The organism is Telmatobacter bradus, assembly GCF_048629425.1.
GTDB lineage: Bacteria > Acidobacteriota > Terriglobia > Terriglobales > Acidobacteriaceae > Telmatobacter > Telmatobacter bradus.
On sequence record NZ_CP184532.1, the window covers coordinates 3,102,968 to 3,125,110 of the forward strand.

The following is a 22,143-nucleotide window of genomic DNA, read 5'->3' on the forward strand; positions in this document are numbered from 1 at the left end:
TGCCACAGGACAAATCCCCAGGCACAGACAGGACCAACGCCGCCATGAAGATCGGCACGACGATTCGAGCACACCGTCTACAGAAGGGACTTTCACAGGGAGACATTGAAAAAAAGACTGGGTTGCTGCGCTGTTACCTGTCGCGCGTGGAAAACGGTCATACCATCCCTTCGCTCGACACATTGTCGAAGATTGCTGTAGCGCTGGATGTGCCGATCGCGCAGTTCTTTGCCGACGACGCGCTGGGCCGCCAGATGAACCCGCAGAAGCTCTCCGACGAAGAACTGCGCTTCCTGACCCAGATCCGCCGTTATTCGTCCAACCTGAACGATAGCGACCGCAAGCTGCTGCTGGCCATGGTCAAAAAATTTGCCGCTACAGCCGTGCGATAAAACAAACATCTAAAAAGAAGAGGCGGACAAAGTGTCCGCCTCTTCTTTTGCTACTCCCCCGCAAAGGGATTCTCAGGCAATGGTTTGGCAATGGTCGGATCCTGCGCCACAACAGCAGCTTCTTCCGCCTGCCGGATTGCGGCCACAGGACGCTGCTCGCCAAAGCCGGAAAAGACGCGGAACGGGTCGCCGGGCAGCAGTTTCTGCTCTTCGAGCGCCAGCCTTACCCGCCGCTTGAACTCGCGCACCGGCCCATACTGCCTGGTGGCCAGCGTTTTAAAGACCACGGGAAAAATCAGTTCACTGCCCTTCAGCGCGTCCACGCCCAGAATCTGCGGCTCCGCCACAAAAAGCTGGCGGAAGGCTTCGTCCTCCCGCACCTCGTTGGCAATGCGGGTCAGCAGGCCCAGCACCAGATCAGGATTGGCGGAAAAATCCACGCTCACATTCACCGTCGCCACTGAATAACCCGCGCTCAGGTTGGCCACCGTGGCAATCTGCGAGTTGGGAATCACGTAGAGCGTGCCATCGTCATCGCGCACCGTGGTTTTGCGCAGGGTCATGGCCTCCACCGTACCGGTCAGCCCAGCCACGCGCACGCGGTCGCCCATGTTGAACTGGTCTTCAATCAGGATGAAGAGGCCGTTGAGCATGTCCTTGACCAGGCTCTGCGCGGCCAAACCGATGGCCACCCCGGCGATTCCCGCCGAAGCCAGCAGCGGCCCCAGATTGATGCCCACCTTGTCCAGAATCAACATTCCGGCAATCAGCGTGATGACGGTAACGCCGGTGGTATGAATGATTCCGGCCAGGGTTTTCACCTGCGCCACGCGGCCATGGCCAGCGGCATGCTGCTCGGCAGCCTGGATCATGTGCCGTGTAATGATGCGCAGAGTGCGGTTCAGCATCCAGGCAACGATGGCCACCAGCAGCAGGTGCGGCAACTTGGTGCGCACAAAATCCTGTGCGTCGTCGGCCCAGCCGTCCACCACGCGCCCCAGAAACCGGCCTTCGGCAAAGATTCCCGTGCGCATGGCCAGATGAATCGGATCCATCATGCTCTTTTTGCTCCCTTTATTACTTTATGTCCTTCCGGCACACTGCAGCCAACTCCTCTTTGGGGAAGGCTAAAAGACAAACCCACACCGTTTCCCCTGCCCGATTGGTAAAATGAAGGATGGGACCGTCCGCAAACGGTCTGGAGGGAGACGTAAAAGCATGGGACTTGCAGTGATCGGCGCAACACATAAGGAACAGGCAACAACGAGCGCCGGGCAGAAGGCCGTAAGCGCCGAACAGCTGGTGGATTTTTATCGGCTGATGGTTTTATCGCGCCGGTTGGACGACCGCGAGATCATGCTCAAGCGCCAGCAGAAGATCTTTTTTCAGATTTCCGGCGCGGGCCACGAAGCCCTGCAAGTGGGCGCGGCCAAGGCGCTCAAGCCGGGCGTTGACTGGTTCTTCCCCTACTACCGTGATCGCGGACTCTGTCTGGCCCTCGGCCTGACGGCGGAAGAGATGATGCTGCAGGCCGTCGGCGCTGCCGCCGATCCGTTCAGCGGCGGTCGCCAGATGCCCATGCACTGGTCCAGCCGCAAATTCAACGTGGTCAGCACCTCGTCTTCCACCACCACCCAGTTGCTGCATGCCGTGGGCTGCGCTGAGGCGGGCCGCTACTTCAGCCGCCATCCCGAAGCCGCCGCCAACCATGACGGCGACTACCGCGCCTACAGCGACGTCAAGTTCCAGGGCGATGAAGTCTCCCTCACCAGCGTCGGCGAAGGCTCAACCTCGCAGGGCGAGTTCTGGGAAGCGGTGAACGCCGCCAGCAACAACAAGCTGCCCGTCATTTTCCTGATCGAAGACAACGGCTACGCCATCAGCACGCCGGTTGAAGTAAACACCCCCGGTGGCAGCATCTCCAAGCTGATCGCCAACCATCCCAACTTTTATATCGAAGAGGTTGACGGCACCGATCCCGAAGCCAGCTTCTACGCCGTTCAGCGCGCCGCCGCGCATTGCCGCGCGGGCCTGGGACCGGCCTTCGTGCATGGCCACTGCATGCGCGCCTACTCCCACTCGCTCTCCGACGATGACAAGCTCTACCGCACCGCCGCCGAGCGCGAAGCCGACAACCTGCGTGATCCGCTCAAGCTGATGCGCGCCCGCCTGCTCCGCGAAAAAATCTGTACCGAAGCCGAACTGGACACGCTTGAGCACGAGCAGGACCGCATCGCAGCCGTTGCCGCCGAACGCGCCCTCGAAGCTCCGATCCCCGAGATCGACAGCATCACCAAGCACGTCTACAGCGAGAACCTCGATCCGACCAGCGCGGCCTTTGCCACGGACCCTGACCAGAACCAGGAAAAAAATGGCCGCACCATGGCCGATCTGATCAACGCCTGCCTGCACGATGAAATGCGCCGCGATCCGCGCATCGTCGTCTTTGGCGAAGACGTGGCCGACGCCACCCGCGCCGAAGCACTGGCTGAAACCAAGGGCAAAGGCGGCGTCTTCAAGCTGACCGCCGGTCTGCAGCGCGAGTTCGGCGACGACCGCGTCTTCAATGCGCCTTTGGCTGAAGCCGGCATTGCCGGTCGCGCCTTTGGCTACGCCGCCCGCGGCATGAAGCCGGTAGCCGAAATTCAGTTCTTCGATTACATCTGGCCTGCCTACCACCAGCTCCGCAATGAAGTAGCCGTGCTGCGCTGGCGCTCAAATGGAACCTGGGCCACGCCGATGGTCATCCGTGTGCCCATCGGTGGCTACCTCACCGGCGGCTCCATCTATCATTCGCAGTCGGGCGAGAGCCTCTTCACGCACATTCCCGGCCTGCGCGTGGTCATGCCCTCCAACGCGCTCGACGCCAACGGCCTGCTGCGCACCGCCCTGCGTTGCGATGATCCGGTGCTCTTCCTCGAGCACAAGCGGCTCTACCGCGAACCCTTCGGCAAAGCGCCCTATCCGGGTCCCGACTACATGATCCCCTTCGGCAAAGCCAAGATCGTGCGCCCCGGCACGCAGATCACGCTGGTCACCTACGGTGCAGTGGTGCCGCGTGCCCTGCAGGCTGCCGAAGTGGCCGCCCGCGAGCATGGAATCGACGTGGAGGTCATTGACCTGCGCACGCTCAACCCCTATGACTGGGAAGCCATTGCAACCTCGGTGCGCAAAACCAGCCGCGTCATCGTTGCGCATGAGGATATGCAGAGTTGGGGCTACGGTGCGGAGATTGCCGCCCGCATCGCCGACGAACTCTTCGAGGATCTGGATGCGCCCGTGCGGCGCGTCGCCGGCATGGACACCTTCGTGGCCTACCAGCCCGTGCTAGAAGACGAGATCCTGCCCCAACCCGGCAAGATCCTGAAGGCCATCGTAGACCTGAAGGCGTTTTAAAAACAGCCGTCAGCTTTCAGCTTGTCTGTGGCACGATGAGCTGATAGCGAGTCTGGGTGCCCCAGGTCCCGCTTTTGGGACCTGGGAAAGCTCGAATCTCGACTGACCTACCGAACCAACAAAATACTTTCAGGCAAATCAAAAAACAAGCGGGTGCCCCACCCTCCTCCACACCAAAAAGCTGAAAGCTGCGTCAACGCCCGCGCGGTGCCATACTAATAACCGATGTCTTCGAACGAATCCACTACAACGATTGCCGTACTCGCCGAAAAGCCCTCGGTCGCCCGTGACATAGCCAAGGTGCTTGGCGCAGACAAGAAGGGCGACGGCTTTTTGCACGGCAATGGCTACGTGGTCACCTGGGCCATCGGCCATCTGGTTTCGCTGGCCCAGCCCCACGATATGCGCCCCGACTGGAAGCAGTGGCGCTTTGATACCCTGCCCATGCTGCCTGAAACTTGGCCTCTGGTCGTCTACGACAAGACCCGCAGCCAATTCGAAGTCGTGCGCAAAATCCTGAATTCCCCTCGCGTCGCCGAAGTCGTCTGTGCAACAGACGCCGGACGCGAAGGCGAGCTGATCTTCCGCTACATCTACGACGCCGCCGAGTGCAGCAAGCCAGTCAAGCGCCTGTGGATCTCGTCCATGACCGCCGAGGCCATCCGCAAAGGTTTTGACAAGCTGCAGCCCGGCACCAACTACGATGGACTGGCCGACGCCGCCCACGGTCGCAGCCGCGCCGACTGGCTGGTAGGCATGAACCTCTCCCGCGCCTACTCCCTGCTCTATCGCGAAGAGCTTTCAGTAGGCCGCGTGCAAACCCCCACCCTCGCCATGCTCGTAGACCGCGAACTCACCCTGAAGCAGTTCGTGGCGGAAGAGTACATCGAGGTGATTGCGCAGTTTGCCGGTCTGGCCGAGCGCAAGGAACTGAGCTACACCGGAACCTGGTTCCGCCCCCGCGAAGAACAGGGCAAAGACAAGGAAGCGCTGGCCAAGCTGCAGCGCCTGCCCGCCGATGGCGATGAGGCCAAGCAGATTGTAGCCCGCGCCAAAACAGGCGCCGTGGCCATCGAAAGCGCGCAGTCTGAAACCCAGCGTTCGCTCCCCCCCCTGCTCTATGACCTGACCGAACTGCAGCGCCACGCCAACCGCCTCTTCGGCTTCAGCGCGCAAGAAACGCTCACCTACGCGCAGGCCCTTTACGAGCGCCACAAGCTCATCAGCTATCCACGTACCGACAGCCGCCACCTTACGGCGGACATAGCCGCCACCGTAGGCTCCATTGCCGCGGTCCTTGCGCCGCAGTACAAGAATCTGGTGGCCGAAGGCACCGGCAAGCGTCCGCTCAGCCGCCGCTTTGTGGACGACGCCAAGGTCAGCGATCACCACGCCCTGCTGCCCAACGCCGTGAACCCCGGCCGCACCTCGCTCAGCGAACAGGAACGCAAGATTTACGATCTGGTCTGCCGCCGCTTTCTGATGATGTGGCACGACGATCATCTGCAGGCCGTCACCACCGTGATTACGGCCATCCAAACCCCTGCCAACGGCGCGGAAGAGGCCATCACCGATCGCTACCGCACCACCGGCACGCTGGTGCAGCAGCTCGGCTGGAAGGTGCTCGACGTAGCTCCGGAAAAAAACAAGAAAAAGTCCAAAAACGAGGGCGAAGACGGCGAAGCGGAGCAGGTTCTGCCCACCGATCTGACCGAAGGTCAGCCGCAACGCGTAGCCCACATTGAAGCTAAAAAGAAGAAGACCAAGCCTCCCAAGCGCTTTACCGAAGGCACGCTGCTCACCGCCATGCAGACCGCCGGACAGATGCTCGATGAGAAGGAACTCTCCGACGCCATGAAGGAGACTGGCCTGGGCACACCCGCCACCCGCGCCGGCATCATCGAAACCCTGTTGAAGCGTGCCTACATTGTGCGCGGCGGCAAAACGCTGGAAGCCACCGATAAGGGCATTCACCTCATTGAGGTAGTGCATCCCGAGGCCAGAACCCCGGCCATGACCGGCCAGTGGGAGTCCTACCTGAAGAAGATCCACCACGGCGAGGCCCAACTGAAGCCCTTCCTCGAAGGCATCAACAGCTACGTCAGCGAAGTGGTGGGCAAAGTCAGCCAGATGCCGCGCAAAGCCTGGACGCCGCGCCCCGACGCACCGGGCAGCGAAGCCCGCAAGCAGGACTCTGGAGCCGATGCCCAAGCGACGCGCAAAAGCCCGCGCACAGCCGGGCAAGCGGACGAAAAAAAAACCGAAAGAAAGCCCGCCAAAGGTGCGCTGCTTCTCCAGCTTCTGCAAGAGCGTTTTGGCCATGAAAAATTCCGCACCGGGCAAAAGTCCGTGGCCCTGGCCGCGGCCTCCGGCAAGGATGCTCTCTGGGCACAGACCGATGGCGCTGGCAAAACCATCTGCTGGCAGCTGGCCGGCTTGGCACTGGCCACTTCCACGCTGGTCTTCAGCGACAATGCAGCTTGGCTCGATGAGCAGGTAGCCCTGCTGCGGCAGAAAGGCGCTACCGCAGACAGCATTCACGCCGAACGCGACCGCGACGCCCTGCGTGCGGCCTGCGTGGAGTACCTGAACGGACGGCTGCAGTTTCTGCTGGTGGCTCCGGAACGGCTCTCGGTGGCCGGCTTCCCGCAGATGCTAGCCAAGCGCAAACCCGCGCTGGTAGCCGTGGAAGAGGCGCATCGCGTGCTCGCCAGCCATCGCGAACACAGCGCGGAATATGACCTGCTCTGCGATCAGGTGACAACCCTGCGTCCCGCCTCCGTGCTGGCCCTCACCTACAAGGTGACCGACGGCCAGCAGAAGGAAATTGCCACGCGGCTAGGTTTGCAGCTGTAGGCAAAAAACAGCTCTCAGCTTTCAGATCTCAGCTGGGTTTCCCAGGTCCCGCTTTTGGGACCTGGGAAACCACGAACCCAGGACAGGAATCTACAACCTGAACACCGGACAGCGCAGCAGCAGGAACAAGCTATAGCATTTTCGGAATTACTATAGACCGGAAGTAGGATGCTAAGTGCCTTTTTCCTCAAGAAAAAGGCACCTTGCAAGCCCCTTAAAAAGTCTACGTGCATTCCGAAAATGCTCTAATAGCTGAAAGCTGCTTTTACTAATTCCCCTTGTAGGGCGAGCGCAGCCGTTTGCGGGCCGTATCGCCACGGCTGGTATTGGGGCCTGCATCCACCGACATCTGGTAGTCGCGCACGGCCAACTGCCGTTCGCCGTTCAGGTCGCGGCACTCACCCGCCGCCAGCAGCGAACGGATCTTCAACTCGCTCCCCACGCCCGGCATCAAAGCCGTGTGCTCATAAGCCTCGGCAGCCTCCCGATAGTGGCGCTGACCACGCAAAGCCTCCGCCATACCGAAATACGCCAGCTCCATGCGGGTTTCGCCAAAGAATCCCGGCTTGCTGTCGGCGGCGACAATCTCTCTGTACGCCTCCACACCGGCCATGCCCTCGCCCGCGTCCTTGCGCAGGTTAGCCTCTTCCAGCCAGAACAGGAAGTTGTGCGGGTACTGGCGCTTCATGCCGCGCACATACTCGATGGCCTCGCGGTAATGCGCTTCCCGGCGCAAAAAAAGCGCAATTGCGGTCCGCGCCTCCACACTCACAATCGGCGAACGGGCACCCGCGTCATTCAGCATGGCCAACCCCGTTGACTTGCTGCCGGTAATTCCGGCAAAACCAATCACGATCTTGAAGGGCAGCGGCAAAGCGCCCACCACGTACTGATAAACGCCGGTAATCAGCTCCGCGTCGGCGCAATTGGGCTCCAGTTGCAGGGCACGCTGGGCGTCTTCACGAGCCTTGTTGGCCAGCTTGAAGCCCGCTCCAAAGGCCCGCTCCACCATCGCCACATAGGTGCAGCGCAGTGCCCGCGTCCAGGCGCGCGCAAAGTAGGCGTCCGCATCGTTCGGGTTCTTCTGGATGCGCCAATCAGCCTCGCGCACGGCCTCGTCGCTGAGCGCAAAAATCCGGTCGCGCACCTTGGGGTCTTCGTCCGTAGCATGGCGGCCGGTCAAAAATCCGTCATTCGAATAGAAAGTCGTATCCAGCAGATCCTTGCGAAAGATCTCCTGAAAAACCAGCGCGTTCAGCAGCAGCGCACTGGCCTGCGGATCGCCAGAATGCATCTGGTGGAAGCGCTCCAAGCGTTCGACCGCGCCGCTGTAATCCAGCATGTAGTAGTGCTGATAGGCCTCACGCACCAGCGGATCGTTGTTCAGCGGGTTGGTATGCACGGGCCCTGTGTTGCGCGCCGGAGCCGACCAGGCCAGCGCCGCCATACAACCGCTCACTATCCACAAAATCACCCAACGACGCCAGCCCATCACCTGCATGCAGCCAAAATGCAATCTTCAACCTCCCATGGGCCGCCTCGCCCATGCATTTTCAACATCTTGTACTTACAACTTGCCCTTTCAGCTTATCTGATCCAGCTTTGGCATTTTGTGATTCTCCCGGTAATTCCCCGTTACATTCCCGGAACCTCTTTCTTTTGTCACAGCCGCCCGTGACAGAACCGCTTGGGCCGAAAGCCGGGCTCGGGTACCATGGATGTATGCCTATTCCCGACCGGCTGAATCCGATGTTTGCGGCCATGATGACCGCACCGGCTCCAGCCACATACGATCCTCTCGAAGAAGCACGCCGTCGGCTGATCGTCGCGCTCGATGTCCCCACCGCCAAGGCCGCCATTGACCTGGTCAATCAGCTGGAAACACACTGCCACTGGTTCAAGGTGGGCCTGGAACTGTTCGTAGCCGCCGGCCCCAGCGTTATCGAACCGATTGTGGCGCGCGGCCACTCGGTTTTTCTGGACCTGAAGCTGCACGACATTCCCAACACCGTGGCCGGAGCCGTGCGCTCTGCCGCCCAGATGGGTGCCAGCCTGCTCACCCTGCACGGCGCGGGCGGGCCAGCCATGCTTTCGGCGGCCAAACAAGCACTGGAAGGCATTGACAATCCGCCCCAACTGCTGGCCGTTACCGTGCTCACCAGCATGGACCAGAGCCAACTGAAGGCCATCGGCGTCAACCGCACGCCCGCCGAACAGGTGGAGCTGCTCGCCAAGATGGGCATTCAGGCCGGACTCAACGGCTTTGTCTGCTCACCTGAGGAAGTAGCCCGGCTGCGCAAGCTGACCGGCCCTGAAGGCGTACTGGTGATTCCCGGCATTCGTCCGGCAGGTGCGGCCGTCGGCGACCAGAAACGGATCGCCACACCCGCCCAAGCCCTGCGCCTGGGTGCAAGCCACTTGGTAGTGGGCCGCCCCATCACCCAGGCAGCTGACCCGGTAGAAGCCGCCGAGGCCATCCTCAAGGAAATGGCCGAAGAGCTCACGCCAACCGAGTAGTTTTCGACAAAAAAACATCAAAAATCGCGTCAAAACGTGTCAAAAACGTGTCAAAAATGAATCAAAAGCGCAAAAAATCCCGGCCAAAGCCGGGATTTTTTGTTTGAACTTGCCGCGAAAAACTAGAGCTTTTCGTAGAAGTCGCAGGCCGAGCAGGAAATATAAACGCCGCCCGGTACGTTGCGCTCACGATCCTTGACGCGCTTGACGATACGGGTAGGCTTGCCACACCTGGGGCAGTCAGTGGACTTCGTGGTGTCCATTACCTTTGCACGGTTTGCAATCTTTGCAATCTTTGCCATTTGTCGGAGTTTCTCCTCTTGAAATTGTCTCTGCACACACAAAACAAATCGTTTGCGGCTTCAACGGCGCGGTCGCAGGCCGCCTGCTTCCGCTGGAAGACAAGGCAAAAAAGCGCTGAACTCGCTTCTACCAGTCTACATGAACTTCGATTCCAGATCGAAGGACAGAAGAGAAAAGGCCGGGAGATTTCCCGGCCTTTCCGTACAGCTTGAGGTTGTTTAAAGCAATGGCTTTTCGCGCAATCCAGCCACAATTTTGACCGCTGCCTTGCGGGCCTCGTCTTCGCGGTCGGGCGGAAAGCTGATAGCTCCCACACGGGCGTGCCCGCCACCGCCGTAGCTCTCGCAGATCTCCGCCAAATTGATCATCCGCTCCGGGTCCACCGTGGTCCACGGGTTGGAACCCACGGCCACTTTAGTGCGGAAGCTCGATTTCGACAGGCCGATCGAGTAGATCGCCTTCGGGAACAAGTAGTACGGAATGAACTTGTTAAAGCCTTCGAGCGGATGGTCCGTAATGTCGAAGAAGATGGTGCCGTCGCGCTCCTCAGCCCGGCTGCGGATCAGCTCGATGGCCTTCTGATGGCGTTCCATGAGCGGCGGCAACAGCGGCGCAACAAAGTCCTGCTCCAAAATTTCGGCCAGCGGCATGGAGGTCAGCAGCGGAATCAGGCGCGGAATAAACGCTGGATCCTGCGTGGATTCAATGATCAGCGTCAGCTTCATGGCCGGGGCCGGCATCTCCACGGCCACATCGGCATTCTCGTACTTGGCGCCATCCACAATGTTGGCCCAGTAGATCATGTCGTCAATAGGCTCGGTATTGAAGCCGAACTGGGTTCTGCCAATGTGGGCCAGAAAAGCCGTGCAGGAAGTGTACTTTGGATCGAAGAACTTGCGCTTCGAAACCACCGGATCCTGCTGGCCGGCCAGAAAGTGCTGGCGGTCAGCATCGTCCAGAAAGGCCGACTGATGATGATCGAACCACCAGGTGATACGCGGCGAGGCCGAGTACTTGAAATCGACGATGGCATTCTCATCGCCAAGGAACTCACTCTCGTCGAACAGGGCCCCGGCCCGATGCACCAGACCGTGATAGTCGTAGCCCTCGGCCGTACCGATGCATTCCCGGTGAAAGCGCGTAAACAACGAGGCCGAACAGGCCCCATCAAAGCATTTGTCGTGATAAAAGACGCGAAGCCGCAAACTTACCCCTTACCGAAAAACAATTGGTTCTTGAAAAGAGCCGGAACTGTTAAGCATCAAGGGAAAGGGGAAATCTGTCAAGGGGGAGAAGCAGGTTCTAGGTTTTAGGTTCTAGGTTTTAGGTTTTAGAGGCTAGGAGCTAGAGGCTGGGATCTGGAGGCTGATGGCTGCATTTCACACTCCTGTATTACGATGTAATATGCCATAATACGTCGTATTATGGCAGAACCCCGCACCATCAGCTTTCGCATCGATGCCAACAAGGTGGAAGCCCTCGACAAGCTGGCTCAGGCCATGGATCGCGACCGCAGCTACCTGCTGAACCGCGCCGTGGAAGGCTATCTGGCAGAACAGCAGCGCTTTGCCGCCATGGTCGAGGAAGGAATCGACGACCTGAAGGCTGGTCGATTCATCCCACATGAGGAAGTTGGCGCACTGCTCGCAGGCTGGGAAAAGGCTGGTCAGTGAAGGTCCTCTGGTCAGCGTCGGCCATCCGGCACTTACATCAGGTGGTGGAATACATCGCAGACGATACTCCTCGAGGAGCGCATGCCCTCCGACGCAAAATTTTCGACACTGTTGAACGCGTTGGCACCATGCCCTTCTCTGGCCGTGAAGGGCGAGTTACCGAAACACGGGAAGCAGTGGTTCCCGGAACCGCCAACATTGTCGTTTACCGCGTCCAGGAGCAGCAGGTAGAAGTCATTGGCATCTGGCACGCTGCCCGCGAATGGCCAGGGACCTTCTGACTCCGGCTACAAAATCTGTACGGAACCCGGGTAAATATCTTTTCGTAGAAACAGTGCAGACCTTTACAATCTCAATCGCCCCCCTTGAGAAGATCGCCAGGAGACAGAATGCAGTCTGAAGAGCAATCCGCGCTTTTAGCCGGGAATTCCGCCGCGCCCTCCCTCACGCCTGAGCCCGAGTCCCCAGCATCCCCTGAATCTTTTGCTGCAGGCCAACAGCTGGAAGAGAGCCCTGCCGCTCTACCTCCTCAGCCCGCACCGCTTTCCACGCCGGTTGAGCCGGGCAAAATCGAAAAGCTGGCCGCTGCAGTGTTCGTGGGCGAAGACGGCCTGCGCAGCGGCTGGTCGATTCTGTTGTTCACCGTGTTGATGGGCATTGTCTCCGGCGTACTGGGCGCGTTTTTTGTCGGTCTGCACCTGCTGAATCTCAAACAGCCCCCCGGACTGCGCTCCATGTTCTTTGGGGAGTTACTCCAGGTGCTGGGCATTGCGGCAGCGGCGGCGGCCGTGGCCCTGATCGAGCGCCGCAAGGGTAATTTACTGGCCTACAACCTGATCGGCCCCCGGCGCACGAAGCGCTTTTTCGCCGGCCTGGGCTGGGGGTTTGTGGCACTCTCCGTGCTGGTGGGCGCGCTCAAGGCCGGCGGCTGGATCGCACTGACTGGCTCCGGACTGGCTGCGCCGCAAATTCTGCAGTACGCCGCGCTCTGGGGCCTGACCTTCCTGCTGGTGGGCTGTGTGGAAGAAGGGATGGTGCGGTGCTTTCTGCTCTCCACACTCACTCGCGGCCTCAACCTCTGGTGGGCACTGGGCCTGCAAGCAGCAATGTGCGCTTTTCTGGCCTTTTGCGTGAAGGGCGGCAGCGTCTGGGGCGTGTACGCCATCGCTCTGCTTGGCCTTGCGCCTTGCATCTGGCTGCACCTAAAAAAAGCTGAGTCGGCTGGCTTCTGGCAGGCGGCATGGGTCACCAGCACCCTCTTCGGACTGATGCACACCGGCAATGGCGGCGAGAACTGGATTGGAATCTTTCAGGCGGCCGCCGTCGGCTTTATTTTTTGCGTCAGTGTTCGCCTCACCGGTTCGGCCTGGTGGGCCATCGGCTTCCACGCCGCATGGGATTGGACGGAAACCTTCTTCTACGGAACAGCCGACAGCGGCATACCGGCGCATGGCTCCTTTCTGGTGGCCAAACCCTTTGGCAACGCATTCTGGAGCGGCGGCGCCGACGGCCCTGAGGGCAGCCCGCTCTGCATGATCCCGATTCTGCTGGCGTTGGTGGTTCTGGTGGCGTTCGACAGAGGACAGAGAGCAGAGTTCAGAGAACTGAAAGCTGCTTCTCCGTTGTAGGATGGGGCTCGGAAGATTTTTTCGTTTTCGGAGGAAGCGTGGCGGCAAAAGCAAGAATTGTTTTTCTGGTCCTGATGATTTTGGCAACTGTGGGCTCCTGCAGGACGCAGGCACAACTAGCTCTGCCAAGTGCGCAAGCCGCCGAGGCCGCACCGAACCCTCTGGCCGACACCACGGTCAATCCCGGCAAGATGCTGCTCTTCGATCTGGAAGCGCGCTTTGCCAGAGACGTGCGTGCGAAGGGCGGCGCGGGCTTTGCTGAATGGTTTGCCGACGACGGCGTGGCGCTCGGCAACGGTGCGGCTCCGCTGATCGGCAAAGTGGCCATTGCCAAGTCCGCCAACTGGTCGCCCCAGGTCTATCTGCTCACCTGGACGCCCACCGAGGCGCTCATGGGGCCCTCCGGCGACATGGGCTACACCTGGGGCCACTTTGAGGGCCACAGCAAGGACGCAAGCGGCAACGACGTCACCACCAGCGGTCGCTACATCACCATGTGGCGGCGGCAAAAGGACGGCGCCTGGAAAGTGGTAATGGACGCCGGAGCCAATGAACCTCCCGGTGCCGGCGACTGCTGCAAGCTGCCGAACTAGAGCATCCAACGCCCCTCGATCCGTCGAGGGGCGTTTTGCATTGCAGCCCGACGGAAACGCGTCTACAACTTTTAGTCCATGCCCTGCTGCAAAAGCAGGATGGAACTGCCCCCGCCCACCAGAGTCAAATTCTATGCAAAAGAGACTGCAAACGGACGAGTGCAGCCATGCGCACCAGGCAAAGCCCACAATACGAAGCAACACCGGCTGCGGATCAGCACCAGGACGCTGGCTTCCCCGGCAGCGGCCCCGATCCTGCTCTGGACGAGCTGACGGAGCTGGTGGCGGTGCTTTGCAACGCTGATTCTGTGTACATCAGCCGGGCGGAGGCAGACCTTCTTTTGTTCCAGTCACACTTCGGCTTTCGTGGTGCCAGCCAGCCGCTCACCGCCTCGGCCTGCCAATGGGTGATCGAGAGCGGAGAGCCGCTGCTGATTGCAGACGCCGCACGGAATCCGCATTTTTCTCCCACGGGAATTCCACTCCCCGGCGCATCTGCCTGCCGCTCCTACGTAGGCGTGCCACTGCTCTCCGACGACCGCAAGACCATCGGCACGCTGGCCATGCTCAACACAACGCCAGATCAGTTCCGCCCCGACCACCTGCCTCTGCTGGAGATCATGGCCCATCAGGTGGAGACGCGCTTTGAACTTTACCGCAGCCTCCACAGTCAGGAGCAGGCACTGCGGGCACACCTGCGCACCGAGCGCGCGCTGGCCATCGAACGCTGCTTTGTTTCAGCCACGCTCGATTCGATTCCCGCGCTGGTGGCCGTGCTGGATACCGCCGGCCGTCTGGTACGCATGAACGAGGCCTGCGCCCAACTGACTGGCCTGGAAAGAAACTCCACCGTTGGACGGCTGTTCGTGGAAGAGATTCTTGACGCCGAGGACCGTGCCAGGGTTACGGAAAAACTGCGCGAAGCAGCCTGCGGACAAGACTCCGATCCTCAGGAAACATCATGGCGCACCATGAATGGATCCGACCAAAAATGCCGCGTGCGCTGGACGCTGCGTCCGCTCTCCGGCCCCGACGGTGAGGTGCAGTACCTGATTCTTAGTGGGCAGGATGTGAGCGAACGCATTCACATGGAGCAAATGAAGGACGAGTTCATCTCAACCATAAGCCACGAGCTGAAAACTCCGCTGGCCTCCCTGCGCGGCTCACTCGGACTGATCCAGTCGGGCCAGCTCGACAAGCGGCCGGAAAAACAGACGCAGATGATCGAGCTAGCCATTGCCAACTGCGATCGGCTGACCCGGCTGGTCAATGACATTCTGGACTTTGACAAAGTGGACCATGGCAGGCTGCAGTTGCATCGGGAGGCCGTGGATGCCGCTAACCTGCTGCGCCGCGCCGCTGACGTGGCCCATCCAACCGCCACCCGCGCCGGCATCCACATTCGCGTGGACGCAAACGAAGCCATGGTCTTTGCCGACCAGGAACGCATCCTGCGGGTGCTCAACGAGCTGATCGCCAACGCGCTGAAGTTTTCAGCGGCTGAAACAACTCTCCGTATGATCGTCCGCACCCATGCAAAACCGGCTCCGGACACGGAACCCGGCGAGGTGCTCTTCGTAGTGGCCGATCAGGGCCGCGGCATTGCACCGGAAAACCTGGAGCGCATCTTTGAGCGCTTCCAGCAGGGCGATGCAAGCGACGCACGCAGCCTGGGCGGCACCGGCATTGGACTGGCTCTGTGCCGCGCCATTATCGAGCAGCACGGCGGCCACATCTGGGCCGAAAGCGAGCCCGGCAAGGGCAGCAGGCTGCTGTTCACCCTGCCCGAAGCATAGACCCGCCATTGATCCGGAAAATCTAGACCCGTTCTGTTCGAGCGGTCCCGCATCTTTTGCGCTGAAGCACAGCCAGCGGCGAAAATAGTCTGCATAGAATGAAAACCTCGACACAGTTCGACGTTCTGCTTCCCTGGCGCGGCATTGCATGGACCGGACTTACCGCCCTGCTGCTGCTGTGTGCTGCGGTCGGCGCATGCGCGCAGGAAGAAGAATCGCAGCAGCAGACCCCGGACGCTGCTGAGGGTATACCGCAACCAGAGGCCGCCGCGCCCCAGCCAGCCGCAGCTCCTGCGCCGTCTGCCGACACCAAGCGGCTGACGGTGCGTGGCATGGTGCGCAGCCTGAGCAGCGGGCAAGGCGTGGCGCGCGCGCTGGTGCGCATTGAGGGTGATGCCACTACTGGCGCACTCACCGACGGCGATGGCCGCTTCGAGATTCCTGGCGTACCTGCCGGGCCGCAGATCTTCACCGTGCTCAAACCCGGCTTTCTGGATCTGCCCTTCGGCGGTGCAAACGCAAGCGGACAGGAAGGCTCTGCCAGCCACAATGTGCAGGTGGCCGCCGGAATGCCGGAGCTGGTCTTCAGCCTTGCGCCCACGGCCGCCCTGCACGGCTCCGTACGCGGCGATGATGGCGAGCCTCTGGCCGGAATCCGCGTCACGCTGGTGCAGCGCATCGTACAAGCTGGACGAACCGTGTGGCGCGTGCACGGCAGCAGCGTAAAAACCCACGCCGATGGCTCCTTCCGCTTTGGCAGCCTCACGGCGGGCGACTACAGCCTGTTCACCGATCCTCAGTTGGAAAAAGAACGCGTGGACGAGGCCGATGCAAACAGCAGTGGCCAGAAACCAACGGCGCAGATGGGCTACCCGGCCATCTACGCTCCCGGCACGCGCACACCCGACGGCACAACCCACATCACGCTAGCCGCGGGCGAGGATCAGGAAACCACACTGGTTGTGCCCCGCGAACTCTTTCAACCGGTGGAAGTAGCCGTCCTGTCCGGCAACGCAGCCGACAGCTTTGCCGCCAACGTGCTCGACCCGGAGCGGCATCCACTGCCCTACTTCGCCAAGTACTCCCCGCAAACCCACACGGTGCAGACGTTGCTGCCGGACGGATCCTACATTCTGCTCATCTACTCGAAGCAGACCAACGAAAGCAAGCAAAACAAGGGTCGTGGAGGGGTGGCGCTGGGAGAAGTGGAAGTGAGGGTAGCGGCCAAGCCACCGGCTGTGCTCACTCTGAAGCCTCTGCCCCAACAGATGCCGCCGGTGGAAGTCGGCCTTCAGCATGGCGCAACGCTGCCGCTGGGGGGCGTGGGCGGCAATCTGCTGATGCTGGCCAGCCCCGCCACGGGATGGATCGACGATGAGCAGATGAATGCCTTCGCCCAGGGCAACTACAGCGGCCCGCTGGCCACCAGCGACACACCGCCCGGCCTTTACTGGATGCACACCAGCATTGGCGCGCGCGGGGTCTGCGAATCCTCGTTAACCGCAGGCGGCGTCAGCATGGCAAGCGAGCCACTACATGTGCAGCCGGGCAGCAGCACTCCAACACTGAACCTGACCTTGCGCGACGACTGCGCCCGCCTGACCTTGCAGCTGCCCGGACTGCCCGCCACCACACAGGGTGGCGAAGAACCCTGGTACACGGCCTACATTGTGCCCGACTTCGCCTTCAGCGCTGACCTGCTGCCGGTGACGCTACGCCCCTCGAACGACGGCGCGGCCACCCTTGACCGCCTCACTCCGGGCAGCTATCGGGTCTACGTCTTTCCCGGGCCCTACCCGCTGGAATACCACAACCCCGATGCTCTGGCAGCACTCTCCGTCAAGCCGCAGTTCATCACCCTCGGCCCTGGCGAGGAACAACAGCTTGTGGTGGAGGTGCCGGAGCCATGAAGACAGAGGACAGAGAACTGAGGACAGAGGACAGAGAGCAGAGGAGTGAGAGCGCGGAGGCTTCACAGGTTGCAGAAAAGCTCTTTCTGGAGGGGTCTTGTAACAGGGCCCAACTTCAGTCGGGCCGCAATGCTACGCAAAAAAAGAGGGCTTTAACCACTGCTTTCGATGCGCCGCTCCGAAAAACTTCCAGGGCTGAAGCCCTCGCTCATTGTGCGGATTTTTTGCAGGGGTTGAAACCCCAGCCTCCCTCCGCTACGAATTTTTCCGCAGCCTGTAAAGCACCTGCGCATCTCTCTGTGCACGACATCAAGATGGGGCACGTGAAAACGGCTTTCACTCTGCTCTGGATGCTGTTTTTGGCCGCACTGCCCTTCGCACAGGCACAACGTCCCACCTACAAATCGCCCAACTTCACTATCGGCGGAACGGTGGTGAATGCGCTCAATGGCGACCCGGTGCGGGCGGCGCACTGCACACTCACGCTGCAGGCCAACGGTAGCCAGATTGCCACCACCGAGAGCGACGAGAACGGCCACTTCGCGTTTTCCGTAGCCACGGCGGCCAAGTACCAGTTGCGGGCCAGCCACGCTGGTTACACTGCCTCCTTTTACGAGCAGCATGGCGACTTCAGCTCCGCCATCGTTGCCGGCCCTGAGCAGCACAGTGAGGATCTGACCTTCCGCCTGCCCCCCATGGCCATGCTGCGCGGCACCATCACCGGCGAGGGCGGCGATGCGGTGGAAGACGCGATCGTGCTGCTCTACCGCGTCAATACCGACCGCCTGAGCCCGGAGCGGCTGCAACACACCGCAACTGCCACCACCGACGACTTGGGCAGCTACACATTCGATGATCTGGAGCCGGGCGAGTACCGCGTGGCCGTCAAGGCCCAGCCATGGTACGCCATGCACCAACCCACTCCGCGCCCCGGCTTCAATGCGGCGCTCGACGTGGCCTACCCGGTCACGTACTACGACGCCACCAACAACGAACCCGACGCCCAGCCCATCCGGCTTGAACCAGGCAGCCGCGAACAAGCCAACGTCGCGCTGCACGCCGTTCCCGCGCTGCGTCTTTCGGTGGAAAATAGCCAGGGCAGCCACGCCACACTCACGCAAACCATCTTTGGCCACCCCGCCCCCACGCCCTATCCCGGCCGCACCAACGACGAAACTGCGGACGAGACGGGTTTTTACGGCATTGCCTCTGGCCACTACCAGTTGACGACCAGCGATCCTGAGCGGCTGATCGAGTTGGACGCCACCACCAGCGGTCCGGTGGACCCGCAGAACGGCGTGCCTGCCGCCAGCGTCAGCGGCAAGGTGGAAACCGCTCCCGGCGTGGCGCTCAGCGACTTGGCCCTGCTGACGATGGAACCGGCCCAGAACGGCAGCGGCAACCATCCACTCTCCGTCGTGGTGCAGGACGGCGCATTCAGCCTGGACAATGTGCCTGCCGGAGTGTGGAGCGTGCATTTGCGCAACGGCTACGGCTACGAGGTGCCTCTGACCGGCCTCACCCAGACCGGAACCCCTCGCCCCGGTCTGCAGTTCGTCCTGCGGGGCAGCAACGTCGATCTGCTGGTGCGGGCCAAACCGTCCAGCCTCAAGCTTGCAGGCTTCGTCCGCCGGGGCACGCAGGGCGTTCCCGGCGCAATGGTGCTGCTTGTGCCCGCTGGCCTGAAGGGCTTTCCCGGGCTTGCCCGGCGCGATCAGTCCGACTCCGACGGCAGCTTTGAGTTGCAGGGCGTACTACCCGGCAGCTATACGGTGATCGCGCTCGAAAATGCCTGGAATCTGGATTGGACCGACGCCGAGACGATTCGCCGCTTTCTTCCGGCCGGTACAAGCGTCACACTGACAGACAGTCAACGCGATACCGTGCGGCTCACCAGCCCGGTTCAGCCGCAAACCAAGGAATAACTCCTTTTCCTGCCTGCAGGACTTCTTCGAAGTAGGGGGAAAAGGATAGTCTATTGATTGGAAGTTTCCGCCGACTGCTCCAGACCCGCAGTCTGGCGGCGGCAAGCATGCCTTCACCGGGCATGGAGGAGAGATTGAAGTTGAAGAGCAAGTTTCTGCTTTTGCTTGTGGCCGCAGTTCCGGCCGCACTTATGCCCCTGACCGCGGCCGGTCAGGTCGCCCCGGAACACCATCGGACCACTGAGCGGGGCGCAATCACCTACAAGTACCAGGCATTTGCCGGATTGGGCTATACCGGTCTGAATCAGGTTGGTCAGTCGCGCCACGGCTTGTATGGCGGCACACTTGCCGTCACCCGCGATGTGACCCGCCACTTTGGCGTCACGGCCAACGGAGACTACTACAAGCCCAGCCTGAGCAGCGGCAACCCGGGCAATCCCTCGGTACTCTCGGTAACCGTCGGCCCTGAGGTCAAAATGGCGCTCTTCGGCAACATGGAAGGCTTTGCCCACATTCTGCTCGGCGTGGAACACACGGGCGGTGAAAACATGACTCCGACGGCCTCGTTCTCGTCTGGCTTTGGCGCCGGCGTGATCTACAACCTGAGCCCGCACTGGGCGACGCGCCTGAGCGGCGACCGCCAGTCGGACTCCTTCTCCTTCCGCAATAATTCCACGGAACTGGGCAACTCACCGCATACCCACTACAACGCCCGCATGGCGGTGGGTGTGGTTTACCGCTTCTAGCTCCATACTGTAAAGCACAAAGGCCGAGTGAAATTTCACCCGGCCTTTGTGCTTGTATCCTGCTTGGCGCAACGGCTGCGGAAGATCGCACTCACCCCTCTTCGGCTTCCCGCAGTTTGGCAATCACGGTAAAGTCTTCGAGGGTGGTGGTATCGCCCTTGATTTCGCCATGCGTAGCCAGCTCCCGCAGCAGGCGGCGCATGATCTTGCCGGAACGCGTCTTGGGCAGCGCCTCGGTAAAGCGAATGTCGTCGGGCCGGGCCAGAGAGCCAATCTCCTTGGAGACCCACTTCTTCAGCTCGCCTTTCAGCTCCTCGGTGGGTGGGTAACCCGCTTCCAGCGTGACAAAAGCGGAAATCGCCTGCCCCTTCAGGTCGTCGGGGCGACCGACCACGGCAGCCTCCGCCACCTTGGGATGCGCCACCAGCGCCGACTCCACCTCCATGGTGCCCAACCGGTGGCCGCTCACGTTGATCACGTCGTCCACCCGGCCCATCAGCCAGAAGTAGCCATCGGCGTCCTGCCGCGCGCCGTCGCCGGTAAAGTAGCAGCCCGGAACATCGCTCCAATAAGTCCTCTCGTACCGCTCAGGATCGCCATAAACAGTACGAGCCATTGAAGGCCAGGGATGGCGCACCACCAGCAGGCCGCCACTGCCGGCTGGAACCGGCTCGCCCTCTTTGGTGACCACCTGCGGCTCAATGCCGAAGAAGGGCCGCGTGGCCGAACCCGGCTTAGTGGCCACCGCCCCGGGCACCGGAGCAATCAGAATTGCGCCCGTCTCGGTCTGCCACCATGTATCAACGATCGGACAGCGGTTGTGCCCAATCTTCTCGCGATACCACATCCACGCTTCCGGGTTGATTGGCTCGCCCACCGTTCCCAGCAAACGCAATGTGGCCAGAGAGTGCTTCACCACATGCTCGTCGCCCCACTTGATAAAGGCGCGGATGGCAGTGGGCGCAGTGTAGAAGATGCTCACTTTGTGGTCGTCAATGATCTTCCAGAAGCGCGAAAAATCCGGCCAGTTGGGTGCGCCCTCATACATCAGCACCGTGGCACCGTTTTGCAGCGGGCCGTAAACCACGTACGAGTGGCCGGTCACCCAGCCAATATCGGCCGTACACCAGTAGACATCCTCCTCATGCAGATCGAAGATGTACTTGCTGGTCAGGTAGGTCTGCACGGCATAGCCGCCGGTGGTGTGCACCAGTCCCTTGGGCTTGCCGGTGGTGCCGCTGGTGTACAGAATGTAGAGCGGATCCTCGCTATCCATGGGTTCAGCCGGGCAGACGGGCGCGGCCTTGGCCACCAGATCATGCCACCAGTGGTCGCGCCCCTCCACCATGTTCACGGGCGTTCCACTACGCCGGAAAACCACTACATGCTTGACCGTCGGGCAGGCAGGCAGCGCCTCATCCACCGTGCGCTTGAGCGGAATCTCGCCTCCGCGCCGGTAGCTTGTGTCCTGGGTCAGGATGGCCACGCAGCCAGCGTCCACCACGCGGTCAGCGATGGCATTCGCGGCAAATCCGCCAAAGATCACCGAGTGAATTGCCCCGATGCGCGCGCAGGCCAGCAGCGCAATAGCCAGTTCCGGCGTCATGCCCATGTAAATGGCCACGCGGTCGCCTTTTTGAATGCCCAGTTCCTTGAGCGCGCTGGCAAAGCGCTGCACTTCGGCGTGCAGCTCGGCATAGGTCAGCCGACGCACCTCGCCCGGCTCACCCTCCCAGATCAGCGCCGTCTTCTGGGCCCGCCCGTTGAGCGCATGGCGGTCCACGCAGTTGTAGCTGAGGTTGATTTTGCCGCCCACAAACCACTTTGCCCAGGGCTGGTTCCATTCGAGCACCTTGGTCCACGGCTCGAACCAGTGCAGCTCGGTGGCGATCCCGGCCCAGAACTTCTCAGGATCGGCAATCGATGCGCGGTAGAGCGTCTCGTACTCCTCAAGGCTATGGATGTAGGCCTTTTGGCTGAACTCGGCGGGAGGGACAAAAACACGATTTTCGCGAAGGGTGGAATCAATATCCTGTGTGGCTGCGGGGACGGGCGGAACGTGCGGGGAAGACATGCGTGCTCCTTTACGGAAGAAGTCTTCACATCAGAGCGAGGCGGCGGGTAGACCAGCAACGGCGGAGAGGCTCAACAACCGGTCCAGAGAATTTCGCCCTTTGCGAGACACTGTAGCCGGGCACATGCACATTCGGCAAGTGTTTCCGGACAGGATCGCATGCGATGGCTTCCCTTTCCGGTCAACAGTGGCTTCCGTCACATAGGATGCGGCGGGCAGTCGGCTGGATTTGATCTTGCACAGGTTCGAAAGAAACCTTCGCAACAGAAAACGTTCCATCGCGGGCACAAAACCGCCTGCAAGGCGGGGCCCTTGGACCGTCAAGATCGTCTAA

At 61.1% G+C, this 22,143-nt stretch carries 17 protein-coding genes; 12 read left to right on the plus strand and 5 right to left on the minus strand.

What is annotated here, in order from left to right:
- Positions 1 to 44: 44 nt before the first annotated feature.
- A complete protein-coding gene (locus tag ACOBR2_RS12805; protein ID WP_420240014.1) occupies positions 45 to 392 on the plus strand; it encodes a helix-turn-helix domain-containing protein in 348 nt (115 codons plus the stop codon).
- Positions 393 to 442: 50 nt separating this feature from the next.
- On the opposite strand, the gene ACOBR2_RS12810 is transcribed toward ACOBR2_RS12805, so the two are convergent.
- Entirely contained in the window at positions 443 to 1,450 is a 1,008-nt protein-coding gene (locus tag ACOBR2_RS12810) for a mechanosensitive ion channel family protein (protein ID WP_420236502.1), read from the minus strand.
- Positions 1,451 to 1,610: 160 nt separating this feature from the next.
- Between ACOBR2_RS12810 and ACOBR2_RS12815 the strand changes: the two genes are divergently transcribed.
- Both ACOBR2_RS12815 and ACOBR2_RS12820 read left to right on the plus strand, forming a co-directional pair.
- Positions 1,611 to 3,788, plus strand: coding sequence for an alpha-ketoacid dehydrogenase subunit alpha/beta (locus ACOBR2_RS12815; RefSeq protein ID WP_420236503.1), 2,178 nt, complete (start codon positions 1,611 to 1,613; stop codon positions 3,786 to 3,788).
- A gap of 225 nt (positions 3,789 to 4,013) precedes the next feature.
- Positions 4,014 to 6,644: a DNA topoisomerase 3 gene (locus ACOBR2_RS12820; protein ID WP_420236504.1), complete on the plus strand. Its 2,631-nt coding sequence runs from the start codon at positions 4,014 to 4,016 to the stop codon at positions 6,642 to 6,644.
- A 268-nt stretch (positions 6,645 to 6,912) separates the two neighbouring features.
- Here the strand turns inward: ACOBR2_RS12820 and ACOBR2_RS12825 are convergent, their stop codons facing one another.
- Positions 6,913 to 8,160, minus strand: coding sequence for a tetratricopeptide repeat protein (locus tag ACOBR2_RS12825; protein ID WP_420236505.1), 1,248 nt, complete (start codon positions 8,158 to 8,160; stop codon positions 6,913 to 6,915).
- Positions 8,161 to 8,366: 206 nt separating this feature from the next.
- Between ACOBR2_RS12825 and pyrF the strand changes: the two genes are divergently transcribed.
- Positions 8,367 to 9,161: an orotidine-5'-phosphate decarboxylase gene (pyrF, locus tag ACOBR2_RS12830; RefSeq protein WP_420236506.1), complete on the plus strand. Its 795-nt coding sequence runs from the start codon at positions 8,367 to 8,369 to the stop codon at positions 9,159 to 9,161.
- A gap of 122 nt (positions 9,162 to 9,283) precedes the next feature.
- Here pyrF and ACOBR2_RS12835 read toward each other — a convergent pair whose 3' ends face one another.
- Positions 9,284 to 9,463 (minus strand): hypothetical protein, encoded by a 180-nt coding sequence (locus ACOBR2_RS12835; RefSeq protein ID WP_420236507.1) that lies wholly within the window; start codon positions 9,461 to 9,463, stop codon positions 9,284 to 9,286.
- 219 nt (positions 9,464 to 9,682) lie between these two features.
- Complete coding sequence (locus tag ACOBR2_RS12840) at positions 9,683 to 10,669, minus strand: phosphoesterase (RefSeq protein WP_420236508.1); 987 nt, start codon at positions 10,667 to 10,669, stop codon at positions 9,683 to 9,685.
- A gap of 219 nt (positions 10,670 to 10,888) precedes the next feature.
- Here ACOBR2_RS12840 and ACOBR2_RS12845 point away from each other — a divergent pair, with 219 nt between their 5' ends.
- From ACOBR2_RS12845 to ACOBR2_RS12880, 8 genes are all read left to right on the plus strand, one after another.
- Entirely contained in the window at positions 10,889 to 11,137 is a 249-nt protein-coding gene (locus ACOBR2_RS12845) for a CopG family ribbon-helix-helix protein (RefSeq protein ID WP_420236509.1), read from the plus strand.
- On the plus strand, positions 11,134 to 11,418 hold the full coding sequence (locus ACOBR2_RS12850; RefSeq protein WP_420236510.1) for a type II toxin-antitoxin system RelE/ParE family toxin: 285 nt from the start codon (positions 11,134 to 11,136) through the stop codon (positions 11,416 to 11,418). Before ACOBR2_RS12845 ends, ACOBR2_RS12850 begins: the two co-directional genes overlap by 4 nt.
- Before the next feature lie 108 nt (positions 11,419 to 11,526).
- Positions 11,527 to 12,765, plus strand: a complete 1,239-nt coding sequence (locus tag ACOBR2_RS12855) for a CPBP family intramembrane glutamic endopeptidase (protein WP_420236511.1) — start codon at positions 11,527 to 11,529, stop codon at positions 12,763 to 12,765.
- A 74-nt stretch (positions 12,766 to 12,839) separates the two neighbouring features.
- Complete coding sequence (locus ACOBR2_RS12860) at positions 12,840 to 13,358, plus strand: YybH family protein (RefSeq protein WP_420236512.1); 519 nt, start codon at positions 12,840 to 12,842, stop codon at positions 13,356 to 13,358.
- 167 nt (positions 13,359 to 13,525) lie between these two features.
- On the plus strand, positions 13,526 to 15,154 hold the full coding sequence (locus tag ACOBR2_RS12865) for an ATP-binding protein (protein WP_420236513.1): 1,629 nt from the start codon (positions 13,526 to 13,528) through the stop codon (positions 15,152 to 15,154).
- A 98-nt stretch (positions 15,155 to 15,252) separates the two neighbouring features.
- The gene (locus tag ACOBR2_RS12870) at positions 15,253 to 17,064 is read left to right on the plus strand and encodes a carboxypeptidase-like regulatory domain-containing protein (RefSeq protein WP_420236514.1); all 1,812 of its coding nucleotides are present in this window, start codon (positions 15,253 to 15,255) and stop codon (positions 17,062 to 17,064) included.
- A 323-nt stretch (positions 17,065 to 17,387) separates the two neighbouring features.
- Entirely contained in the window at positions 17,388 to 18,989 is a 1,602-nt protein-coding gene (locus tag ACOBR2_RS12875) for a carboxypeptidase regulatory-like domain-containing protein (RefSeq protein ID WP_420236515.1), read from the plus strand.
- Positions 18,990 to 19,123: 134 nt separating this feature from the next.
- Positions 19,124 to 19,735 carry a hypothetical protein gene (locus ACOBR2_RS12880; protein WP_420236516.1) on the plus strand — a complete coding sequence of 204 codons (612 nt, stop codon included), beginning with the start codon at positions 19,124 to 19,126 and terminating at the stop codon, positions 19,733 to 19,735.
- A 91-nt stretch (positions 19,736 to 19,826) separates the two neighbouring features.
- Here ACOBR2_RS12880 and acs read toward each other — a convergent pair whose 3' ends face one another.
- On the minus strand, positions 19,827 to 21,809 hold the full coding sequence (gene acs, locus ACOBR2_RS12885; protein ID WP_420236517.1) for an acetate--CoA ligase: 1,983 nt from the start codon (positions 21,807 to 21,809) through the stop codon (positions 19,827 to 19,829).
- Positions 21,810 to 22,143 lie beyond the last annotated feature (334 nt).